Consider the following 11348-nt stretch of genomic DNA (forward strand, 5'->3'; position numbering starts at 1 on the left):
TACGCCTGGAGCCTTGACCGGCTTCGGTCAGCAGGGATTGGCTGAAGGAGGGTGTTTGAAAAAAATTTTGTTTCCGACTGTTTAGCCGGGCCATGAACAATCGTTTGCTCTGTCGTGGCGTGAGTCCGGCCAGAATGGTTGTCGCGCCGGGTAGCGGAAGCGCTCAGCTACCCGGCAGAAGGATTATGCAATCACCTTTATGAGACCGAAAACGGTACCGGTTCCCATTGCGGTCAATATGCAATCCATACTTTTATTCACCGCATCCGATAGATATGAATGAGGGATGATGGTGTCCAGAGCCTGCGTCGACTGAGACTTGCGCACCATTCGCAGTGACTCCGGATTCACCAGGATATCTACGGTGAGTTCGTTTGTCGGGAGTTTTGCGGCAACTTGCGCCCCCATATTGGGCACTGCGCTCAATTTGATCGTCATGGCTTGAGAGTCGAAACCATCGATGACGAAGTCGTTGAAAGATGCGGTACTCACGCCTTGTCGCTGCTGGGGATTATTCATTCTTGAAACTCCTGCGTGGTAGGGAATAATGAAACGGTCCCGCAGAAGATAGCGAAAGAGTGCCTACTCAGAACCTGTCATTACTGACAGTCTTTCAGGTCAAATCAGTCTTTAAACCTTGCTTTATATAATTCCCTGCAAGCTTTGACCCTCAGACGCAAAAAAGGGCGGCATGATCGTCGATCATGCCGCCCCGTTTGTTTTTTGAAGCCGTAAATCCGTCAGCCGGCGATCAATGCATCTTGCTGTGATCGTGGCCTTCCATATTGGTCAGCGAGCGCACCGGCGCCTGCACTTCAATGGCCTGTTTTTCGCCCTTGGCGTTTTCCACGGTCAGGGTCAGTGGCACGGTTTCGCCTTCCTTCAGTTGACCGTTCAGGCCCATCAACATCACGTGGTAGCCGTTCGGATCGAGCTTCACAGCCTTGCCCGCCGGCAGGTCGACCGAGTTGACCGGACCCATGCTCATCACGTCGTTCTTCATGGTCATTTCGTGAATCTGCACGTTCTTGGCCACGGGCGATGCAACACTGAGCAGCTTGCTGTCGCTGTCGGCGGTGACGGTCATGAACGCGCCGCTGGCCGACTGGTTTGGCACGGTTGCACGGACCCAGGCGTCATCGACCGTGGTCTGCGCCGTAACCTGGAAGGCCAGGCCCAACAGGGACAGGCCCAGTGCGGCACGTTTGATGTTGTTCAGGAAAGGGTTCATCAGCAGACCTCCATGACGGTTTGCAAATCTTCCGTACACTCTTGTGCAGAAAGCGATTGGGACAGACCCACGCGCAGGTTGCCGCGGGTGTCGTAGACATAACTGGTAGACGTGTGCGACAGGGTGTAAGTGTCGCCGGCAGGGACTTTTTCGTAGAAGACGTCGAATTCCTTGGCGGTGGCCTTGGTTTCCTCGAGGGTGCCGTAGAGGGCGACGAAGCTCGGGTCGAAGGTCTTGACGTAGGCGTCGAGGATTTCGGGTGTGTCGCGCTCCGGGTCGAGGGTGATGAACACCACTTGCAGGATGTCGCCATCCTTGCCCATCAGCTTCTTGATTTTCGCCGCGCGGGCCAGGGTCGTCGGGCAGACGGCCGGGCATTGGGTGAAACCGAAGAAAATCATCGGCATCAGGCCGCGAAAGCTCGACAGCGTCACGGTGTTGCCTTCGGTGTCCTTGAGCTTGAAGGTGCGTCCGAGGATCTTGTCGCTCAGATCCTTGCCGTACTTGTACGACAGTTGGCCACGGGTGTCGCAGCCGGCGAGCAGGCCCAGACCGAGCACGCCCATTCCCGCAAGCACCTTGCGGCGAGTCAACAAAGCCGTCATCTAATACCGCCTTTTGCAGCCCGCCGGTCAGCAAGACAGGCGGGGGGTTAACCGTAAAAGCGGCGCATGATACCAAAATGAACCGGCAGGTCGGTTTTTGATCACCGACGGATGTCAGATCTGGCGACAAAAGGTGTAAGAAAACATGACCTGCGGTTATTGCGCCGACGCTTCGACCGGGCTCCAGCTACCGCCCAGTGCGGTGTACAGGTTCACTTGCGCCACCAGTTGCGCCAACCGGTCGGAGATCAGACCTTGCTGCGAACTGAACAGCGAACGCTGGGCATCGAGAAACGTCAGGCTGCTGTCGACACCGGTCCGGTAACGGTGCTGCGCCATGTCGTAATAGTCCTGAGTGGCCTGCACCAGATCGCGCTGGGCCTGTAGCTGTTGCTGATAGGTTTCCCGCGCGGCGAGACCATCGGACACTTCCTGAAATGCTGTCTGAATGGTCTTTTCGTATTCGGCGACCGTGATGTCCTTCTGCAGCTTCGCGTAATCGAGGCTGGCGCTCAGGCTGCCGGCGTTGAAGATCGGCAGGTTGATCTGCGGCTGGAAGGTCCAGGCGCCGGAGCCGCCCTTGAACAGTCCCGACAGGTCCCGACTCGATGTGCCGGCATTGGCCGTCAGGCTGACACTGGGGAAAAACGCCGCCCGGGCAGCGCCGATATTGGCGTTGGCAGCTTTCAGCTTGTATTCGGCCTGGAGAATGTCCGGCCGGCGTTGCAGCAGATCCGACGGCAACCCGGCCGGGACTTGCGCCACCAAATCACTGGCCAGTGGACGTGCCGGCAGAGTCTCCGGAACCGGCGCACCGACCAGCAAGGTCAGGCTGTTCAAGTCTTGGGCCACCTGGCGTTGATAGCGGGCGAGGCTGGCACGGGTGCTGTCGACGCTGGTCTGCGCCTGGATCTGGTCCAGCGCCGAAGATTTGCCGGCCTCGCGGTTGCGGGTGGTCAGGTGCAGGCTTTTCTCGTCAGCGGCCAGGGTTTCCTGGGCCAGGGCCAGCAACTCCTGGTCGGCGCGCCAGGTCAGGTAGGCATTGGCGACGTTCGCCACCAGGCTCAATTGCGCGCTGCGCCGGGCTTCTTCGGTGGCCAGCCAGCTCATCAAGGCCTGCTCGCTGAGGCTGCGGACCCGGCCAAAGAAATCCAGTTCGTAGGCGCTGATACCGAGGTTCACGGAATAGGTCGAAGTAATCGCCGCTTTGGTTTTGGTCACGCTCGCCGGCACCCGTTGGCGCAGCTCATTGGCATTGGCTGAAACTGCCGGCAGCAGATCGGCGCGCTGGATGCGGTACTGGGCCTGGAATGCTTCGACGTTCAGTGCCGCAACGCGCAGGTCGCGGTTATTGACCAGAGCGCTTTCAATCAATTGCTGCAACGCCGGGTCATTGAACAGCCCGCGCCAGTCCTCGACAGCGGTCGTGGTCCGGGTTGGCGCAGGGTAGGCGGGGCCTTTTGGATACTGCGCCGCGCTGGGTGACGCCGGACGCTGGTAATCGGGAATCAGCGAGCAACCGCCCATCAGCAACGCCATGGACAGCAGGGAGATCGGCAACCTGGACATCAAACAGCCTCGTTCACAAATAGGAGTGGGCGCGAAGGCCCGTGATGAGAAAACGCCGGATCAGGCCCCGGCCATCCATTTCGCCAGACCGTGACGCCCGCTGACCCCGAGTTTGGCCGCCGCGCGTTTGAGGTAGGTCTCGATCGAGCTGTTCTTGACCCGCAACCGTTCGGCCATCTGCGGCACGGTGCCGCCGGTCAACAAGCCCAGGCAGACTTCCTTCTCGCGTACTGACAGGGTGATGTCGCCCAGTGCCAGGCGCTCGTCGAACACCTGTTGCAACGGTGTCTGCTCCTGATCGGCCTGAACCGGGCGCGGTTGCCGGGCGATAATTTGCCGACGGATCTGCGCGTGACGCTCGATCAATGGCAACAAGGTGTCGGACAGGCTTTTGAGAAACGACAGCTCCGGCAGGGAAAACACCCGGTGCGTGTGAGGGCGACAGAACGAGATGACACAGCGGCGGTTTGAGGTGCGTGACACCAGATTGCACTGGTGGACGCTGTGGTGCGGGTGTCGTTGCTGCAGCGAGGCCTTGAGTTGAATCAACAGCGAGTCATTCATCTCGATCATCTTCTGCAACAGCGGATGATCGTCCTGACATTGCAGCGGGTCCGGGGGCGGGAAGGTATCCGGCAAACCGGCGCTGCCCAGGGCCTTGATCTCGACCACGCTGGCCTCGCGCTCGTCGAGTGTCCATTCGCTGAGATCCACCCGGTTGACCGGCACCAGGGTGTCGACCAACTGAAACATGTTGGAGGCGAATCGTTCGTTCCCCGTACTGGCGATCAACTCGCCCAGTTGCCAGTAGAAGTGCGGGTTTTCCATGTTGCGAAGACTGCCGGTCAGATTCATATCCTTGTCATCCCTGATTTAAAGCCATTGCCGAATCATCTGCCGTGCATACACCTGCGAAGCCGCCAACCAGCGTTTCTCCTTGAAATCGATCTGGAGCGGGATTTAAGCCTATGCATTTGTCCTACGTCTGTAGGGGAAAACGGGGACACAAAGTGCCACTAATTCCGAAAAAATGGCGTCACGTTTCTGTCAGATCAATGTGTAAGGACTCGTAGTCCGTGACTGTACGGTCTAGTGGGAACCCCGAAAACCGGGGCTCGGACCGCCGCGTCCCACATTTGCGAGGCGCTGGTCGGTAGTAGCGTGTGGCGATTGTCCTACAGGATTTTCAGCCATTTCTTTCCGAACTTTCGGGGGAATAACTGACTTGTCCGGGGCTGGGGACCCTCAGGGCGGGGTGAAGAGGGGGGAGTTGTCCGGGTTTCACGTGTCATGCGGTTTTCGGGGCCGATGCTTGAATACGCGCCAAATCACATGAGACGGATCTTATGAACCAATTTGCTGCCGATGCGGCGGACGGTCTGTCCGCGATTTCCGAAGCCTTCCCGCTGACCGCTGCCCAGCGTGACATCTGGCTCGATCAACTGCGTCAGGGGGATTCGCCGGTGTACAACATCGGTGGTTATGTCGAGATGAGCGGTGCCCTTGATCCTGCGTTGATGCACGCGTCCCTTGAAGGCCTCGTGGCCCGGCATGACGCCCTGCGTACCAGTCTGTTGCTGGGTGCCGGTGAGCACGGTCTGCCGTTGCAGCGTTTTGCGCCCTCGATGCCGGTGCCGATGCCGTTCCATGACTTCAGTGCCCATCCCGAGCCCGAGGCTGCGGCGCGCCGCTTGACTCAGGAGCGCATCGAGCAGCCATTCACACTGGACGGCGGGCCGCTGTTCCGTTTCTGCCTCATTCGCCTCGATGACCGCTGCCATTGGTTTTCGCTCCAGGCCCATCACCTGATTGTCGATGGCTGGGGCTTTGGCGAAATGCTCAAATCCCTCGACGAAATCTACAACGCCCTGGCGCTCGGGCAACAGCCGCCGGATTCGGCGCCGTCCTATGTCGACTTCATTCATGACGACGCGCGCTATTACGAGTCTGCCCGCTACGCGCGTGACCGTGCGTACTGGCTGGAAAAATACCGGCATCTTCCCGAACCGCTGTTGTTGCCGCGCTATCAGGAACGCTTTGCCGGCGCGACGGCACCGACGCGGATTTTTTCGCAGGTCTTTCCGGCACGCCTTCACGACCGTATGAAGCAGGTGGCCGCAGAATACGGGGCTTCGGCGCTGCACTTCCTGCTGGCGGCGATGCATGTGTACTTCAGCCGCATTGGCCAGCGTGATGAGTGGGTAGTGGGCTTGCCGTTGCTCAATCGATCCGGCGCCCGTTTCAAGTCGACCCTGGGGCTGTTCACCCAGGTCAGCGCCGTGCGCATGGGGTTCGGGCGCGAGCTGGCGTTCGGTGCGCTGGTCAAGGCCGTTCGCGATGAGCTGAAACAGGATTTCCGCCATCAGCGTTTTCCTCTGAGTGAGATGAACCGTGCACTGGGTCTGCTGCGCGAGGATCGTTCACAGCTGTTCGAAGTGACCGTCTCCTACGAGCGGGACGCCCATGAATACCGGTACGGAGAGGCCCGGGGGCGGGTGGTCAAAGTATCGAACCACGAAGAGGGCACGCCGCTGTCCGTGCACCTGTTGAGCAGCCGAGGCGACGAAGAGGACAGTTTGTACCTGGTGTACAACGAGGCCTACTTTGACGCGGATGAAATCGCGGCACTGTGCGGTCGATTGCTGTGGGTGCTGGAGCAGGGGCTTGAAGACACCTCGCTGGCGGTGGGGGATTTCAGTCTGAACCTGCCGGCCGAGTCGATCTTGCTGCAAGAGTGGAATGACACCCGCGCTGATTACCCCGACGGGCTGACCCTCCATCAGCGAATCGAAGCGCAGGCGGCGATGCGGCCGGATGCAGTGGCGGCAGAGTTCCAGGGGCAACGGTTGACCTATGCCGAGCTGAACCGAAAAGCCAACGCCCTGGCCCATCATTTGATCGGGCTGGGTGTGCAACCCGATGACCGCGTGGCGCTGGTCGCCCGCCGAGGGCTGGACACCCTGGTCGCGTTGCTGGCAATCCTCAAGTCCGGCGCCGGTTATGTGCCGGTCGATCCGGCCCATCCTGCGGAACGTTTGAGCTATTTATTGAGCGACAGCGCGCCGGTCGTGGTCCTGACCCAGAGCAATCTGCGCGAACGTCTGCCGGTGCTGAATGTGCCGGTGATCGACATCGACTCGCGCATCTGGCCGGTCAACGATCTCAACCCCGAAGTCGCGGGCCTGACCACCGCACATCTGGCCTACGTGATCTACACCTCCGGTTCCACCGGCCAGCCCAAAGGCGTGATGGTCGAACACCACACGTTGTCGAACCTGGTGGACTGGCACTGTGAGGCTTTTGACCTGAGTGCTGGAGGTCACACGTCAAGCCTGGCCGGCTTCGGTTTCGACGCCATGGCCTGGGAAGTCTGGCCCGCACTGTGTGCCGGCGCGACCCTGCACCTGGCGCCGTCCCGTGACGGTGGCGAAGACATCGACGCGCTGCTCGACTGGTGGCGTGCACAACCGCTGGACGTGAGTTTCCTGCCGACGCCGATTGCCGAGTATGCCTTCAGCCGCCACCTCGAACATCCGACGTTGCGCACGCTGCTGATCGGCGGTGATCGCCTGCGTCAGTTCAATCGCGAGCAGACGTTCGAGGTGATCAACAACTACGGCCCGACCGAGGCCACCGTGGTCGCCACCTCAGGGCTGATCGAACCGGGCCGGACGCTGCATATCGGCAAGCCCGTGAGCAATGCCACGACCTATCTGCTGGATGACCGACAGCGACCGGTGCCGATTGGTGTGGCCGGTGAGCTCTACGTCGGTGGTGCCGGAGTGGCGCGGGGTTACTTCAACCGCCCGGAACTGACCGCCGAACGCTTTCTCGACGACCCGTTCAGCTCCCGCCCCAACGCGCGCATGTACCGTACCGGCGACCTCGCACGCTGGCGCCCGGACGGCACCATCGAATATCTGGGCCGCAACGACGATCAGGTGAAAATCCGTGGTGTGCGCATCGAGCCCGGCGAAATCGAAGCGGCGTTGAGCAGTCATGAATCCGTGCGTGATGCGGTGGTGCAGGTACGCGACGGGCAGTTGCTGGCCTGGTTCACCGAACGCCAGCCGCTGGACATCACGCAATTGCATGCCCATCTGCAAACCCGTCTGCCGAGCGCAATGCTGCCGTCGGCTTACGTGCGCTTGACGGCGTTGCCCCTGACCGCCAACGGCAAACTGGATCGCCAGGCGTTGCCGGCGCCGGGGCCGGAAGCGTTGATCCGCCGCGAATATGAAGCCCCGCAAGGCGACGTTGAAATTCTCCTGGCGCAGATCTGGGCCGAGGTGCTGCAAGTCGAAAAGGTCGGGCGTCACGATCACTTCTTCGAGCTGGGCGGGCATTCGTTGCTGGCGGTCAACCTGATCGAGCGCATGCGCCAGCTCGGCATGAGCAGCGACGTGCGCGTGCTGTTCGGCCAGCCGACCCTGGCGGCACTGGCCGCGTCTGTGGGCAGTGGCCGCGAAGTCGAAGTGCCGGCCAACCGCATCCCGCCAGGTTGCACGCAGATCACCCCGGACTTGTTGCCATTGGTAGAACTGGATCAGGCCACCCTCGACCGGATCATCGCTTCGGTACCGGGTGGGGCAGCCAACGTGCAGGACATTTATCCGCTGGCGCCATTGCAGGAAGGCATCCTTTATCACCACATCACCGCCGCCCAGGGCGATCCGTACCTGCTGCAATCGCAACTGGCGTTCGACAGCGTCGAGCGGGTCGAGGCTTATGCGACCGCGTTGCGTCAGGTGATGGCGCGTCACGATATTCTGCGCACTGCGGTGGTCTGGGAGGGCCGGACCACGCCGGTGCAGGTGGTCTTGCGCCAGGCTGAATTGCCGGTGCAGGAAATCATGCTCGATCCGGCCGAGGGCGATGTCCTCGCGCAGCTGCACGAGCGCTTCGATGCCCGGCGTTATCGCATCGACGTCAGTCAGGCGCCGCTGATCCGGCTGATGTATGCCCGCGATCCGGCCCACGGGCGGATCGTGGCGATTCTGTTGTTCCATCACCTGGCGCTGGATCACATCGCCCTGGAAGTCTTGCGTCATGAAATGCGCGCCAACCTGTTGGGGCAGGGTGAGCCGTTGCCGCCAGCGGTGCCGTATCGCAATTACGTAGCCCAGACCCGGCTCGGTGTCAGCGAGCAGGAACATGAAGCGTTTTTCCGCGAAATGCTCGCCGACATCGACGAACCGACCCTGCCGTTCGGTTTGCAGGACGTGCAGGGCGACGGTCGCGGCATCGACGAAGCCGTGCGCACGCTTGCGCCTGAACTGGACCGCCGCTTGCGCCTGCAAGCGCGGCAGGCAGGCGTCAGCGTGGCCAGCCTGATTCACCTGGCCTGGGCGCAAGTGCTGGCAGCGACCTCGGGGCAGGAGCGTGTGGTGTTCGGCAGCGTGTTCATGGGGCGCATGCAGGGTGGCGAGGGCGCGGACCGGGCGCTGGGGGTGTTCATCAACACCCTGCCATTGCGGGTGGATATGGACCGAGGCGCGCGTGATGCCGTGTTGCTTACCCACGCCCGACTGACCGACCTGCTCGGGCACGAGCATGCATCGCTGGCACTGGCCCAGCGTTGCAGCGGCGTTGCGTCGCCGGCACCGCTGTTCAGTGCGCTGCTCAACTATCGGCACACCGATCTTGAGGTGCAGGAATCGACGGCGGATCCGGCCTGGCAAGGTATCCAGACCCTGGAGAACGAAGAACGCACCAACTACCCGCTGACCTTGAGCGTCGATGATCTGGGCAGCGTCTTGCAGATCACCACGCGAACCCTGATCAGCATCGGCGCCCGGCGCATCGGCGACTACGTGCAAACCGCGTTGCAGGCGCTGGTCGATGCGCTGGAGCAAGCGCCGCAACAGCCGCTCAATCGCTTGCCGATCCTGCCGGCAGCGGAGCTTGAACAACTGCTGGTCGAGTTCAATGCCAGCGAAGTCGATTGCCCGATGGATCAACCGCTGCAGACCTTGTTCGAACAGCAGGTGCAACGCCGTCCCGACGCCATCGCCTTACAGGCCGGTGAACAACAGCTGACGTATCGCCAGTTGAATGAGCAGGCCAACCGCTTGGCGCATCACCTAAGCGAGCAAGGCGTGCGGCCCGACTCCCGGGTGGCGATCTGCGTCGAGCGCAGCCTGGATCTGATAGTCGGTCTGCTCGGCATTCTCAAGGCGGGCGGCGCGTATGTGCCACTGGATCCCGACTATCCGCTGGAACGCCTGCACTACATGTTGCAAGACAGCGCCCCGGTGGTGGTGCTGGTGCACGAGGCCACCCGCAATCTGCTGGCTGATCCGGGTGTGCCGGTCATCGATTTCGACCGTTGCACCTGGCAGGAAGCGTCGGCCGATAACCTGCAAGTTCCGGGTTTGAGCGCTGCGAACCTGGCCTACATGATCTACACCTCCGGCTCCACCGGCACGCCGAAGGGCGTGATGATCGAGCATCGCAGTGCCTGCAACATGGTGCACTGGGGTTCGCAGATCAGCCCGCCGACCGGGCACGGTGCGCTGTTGCAGAAGGCGCCGTTCAGCTTCGACAGTTCGGTGTGGGAGATCTTCTGGCCGCTGTGTTCAGGCCTGCGGCTGGTGCTGGCGCGTCCCGACGGCAACCGCGATTCGGCCTATGTGACCCAGGTGATTCGTGAACGGCAGATCACCGTGGTCAAGTTCGTGCCGGCGCTGCTGCAACAGTTCATCGAGCAGGACGATGTCAGCCAGTGCACCAGCCTGACCGACGTGCTCAACGGTGGCGGTGAACTGACGGCCGCACTGGCCCGGCGCGTCCGCGAGCGCCTGCCATGGGTACGTCTGCATAACGTTTACGGCCCGACCGAAACCACGGTCGACAGCACCGGCTGGACGCTGGAGCCGGATCAGCCGGTGCCGGAAGCAGTGGTGCCAATCGGCAAGGCACTGAGCAACACCCGGCTCTACGTGCTGGACGCCCATGACCAACCGGTACCGTTCGGGGTGAGCGGTCACTTGCACATCGGCGGGGTCGGAGTCGCGCGGGGTTACCTGGGACTGCCGGACATGCAGGCCGAGCGCTTCATCGACAGCCCGTTCGTGGCCGGTGATCGCCTGTACCGCACCGGCGATCTGGTGCGCTACCGGGCGGATAGCAACCTTGAGTTCCTCGGTCGCAACGACTTCCAGGTCAAGTTGCGTGGCCTGCGTCTGGAGCCGGGGGAAATCGAGGCGCGGCTGATCGAGCATCCGGCCGTTCGTGAAGCCGTGGTGCTGGTGCGCGACGAGCGACTGGTGGCGTATTTCACCGTGCGCGAAGGCTTCGACGCGCCACGTATCGAAAGCTTGCGCGCCCACGTGCTGGAGCGCTTGCCGGAGTACATGGCGCCGGGCGCCTACGTGAAGCTCGATGCGTTGCCCCTGACCCCCAACGACAAGGTCGATCGCAAGGCCTTGCCGGCACCGGGGGCGGAGGCGGTGCTCAGTCGTCGCTACGAGGCGCCCGAGGGCGACGTCGAAATCCGGCTGGCGCAGATCTGGGCCGAGGTGCTGCAACTGGAGCAGGTCGGACGCAACGACCACTTCTTCGAACTCGGCGGGCATTCGTTGCTGGCGGTCAGTCTGGTGGCGCGCATGCGTCAGGCCGGGCTGCACGTCGATGCCCGCACGCTGTTCAGCCAACCGACCCTGGCCGCGCTGGCGGCCCAGACTTCGGCGCAGGCCAGACAGGTTGAAGTCCCGCAAACCACCATACCGACGCTCAACCGCAAACGCCGGCTCTGAGCCGACATCGGCGTCGATTCGCGGTTCCCGCGGATCGACGCCATGACTGGCCGGTCACGGGGCTTGTCCCCGCTTCCCATGTCAGACACCCAAGCCCCGATGTTTTAGCTTTTCCGGGCTGCGCGTGGCCGCACGGATTCGCTTCTGCGCGCTCCTTTTTTCCCGAATTTACAGCAGGTTACCCCC

At 61.9% G+C, this 11348-nt stretch carries 6 protein-coding genes; 1 reads left to right on the forward strand and 5 read right to left on the reverse strand.

The genetic code is table 11. The features are described 5' to 3' along the window. Positions 1–183: 183 nt before the first annotated feature. From DXT77_RS03210 to DXT77_RS03230, 5 genes are all read right to left on the reverse strand, one after another. Positions 184–519 carry a hypothetical protein gene (locus DXT77_RS03210; RefSeq protein WP_119426600.1) on the reverse strand — a complete coding sequence of 112 codons (336 nt, stop codon included), beginning with the start codon at positions 517–519 and terminating at the stop codon, positions 184–186. A gap of 232 nt (positions 520–751) precedes the next feature. Beyond that, the gene (locus DXT77_RS03215) at positions 752–1231 is read right to left on the reverse strand and encodes a copper chaperone PCu(A)C (RefSeq protein WP_119426601.1); all 480 of its coding nucleotides are present in this window, start codon (positions 1229–1231) and stop codon (positions 752–754) included. Next, positions 1231–1836, reverse strand: coding sequence for an SCO family protein (locus DXT77_RS03220; RefSeq protein ID WP_119426602.1), 606 nt, complete (start codon positions 1834–1836; stop codon positions 1231–1233). The genes DXT77_RS03215 and DXT77_RS03220 overlap by 1 nt, the downstream gene beginning before the upstream one ends. A gap of 156 nt (positions 1837–1992) precedes the next feature. Further along, positions 1993–3405, reverse strand: a complete 1413-nt coding sequence (locus DXT77_RS03225; RefSeq protein ID WP_119426603.1) for an efflux transporter outer membrane subunit — start codon at positions 3403–3405, stop codon at positions 1993–1995. A gap of 60 nt (positions 3406–3465) precedes the next feature. Continuing rightward, entirely contained in the window at positions 3466–4260 is a 795-nt protein-coding gene (locus tag DXT77_RS03230) for a helix-turn-helix transcriptional regulator (RefSeq protein WP_119426604.1), read from the reverse strand. 491 nt (positions 4261–4751) lie between these two features. Here DXT77_RS03230 and DXT77_RS03235 point away from each other — a divergent pair, with 491 nt between their 5' ends. Further along, positions 4752–11162, forward strand: coding sequence for a non-ribosomal peptide synthetase (locus tag DXT77_RS03235; RefSeq protein WP_119426605.1), 6411 nt, complete (start codon positions 4752–4754; stop codon positions 11160–11162). Positions 11163–11348 lie beyond the last annotated feature (186 nt).

Source organism: Pseudomonas sp. 91RF (genome assembly GCF_003576265.1).
In the GTDB taxonomy this organism is placed as follows: domain Bacteria; phylum Pseudomonadota; class Gammaproteobacteria; order Pseudomonadales; family Pseudomonadaceae; genus Aquipseudomonas; species Aquipseudomonas kribbensis.

Bases quoted from the DNA above. Each gene is read 5' to 3' on its own strand.
- DXT77_RS03220 (WP_119426602.1), bottom strand. From the start codon at position 1,836: ATGACGGCTTTGTTGACTCGCCGCAAGGTGCTTGCGGGAATGGGCGTG.
- DXT77_RS03210 (WP_119426600.1), bottom strand. From the start codon at position 519: ATGAATAATCCCCAGCAGCGACAAGGCGTGAGTACCGCATCTTTCAAC.
- DXT77_RS03225 (WP_119426603.1), bottom strand. From the start codon at position 3,405: ATGTCCAGGTTGCCGATCTCCCTGCTGTCCATGGCGTTGCTGATGGGC.
- DXT77_RS03215 (WP_119426601.1), bottom strand. From the start codon at position 1,231: ATGAACCCTTTCCTGAACAACATCAAACGTGCCGCACTGGGCCTGTCC.
- DXT77_RS03235 (WP_119426605.1), top strand. From the start codon at position 4,752: ATGAACCAATTTGCTGCCGATGCGGCGGACGGTCTGTCCGCGATTTCC.
- DXT77_RS03230 (WP_119426604.1), bottom strand. From the start codon at position 4,260: ATGAATCTGACCGGCAGTCTTCGCAACATGGAAAACCCGCACTTCTAC.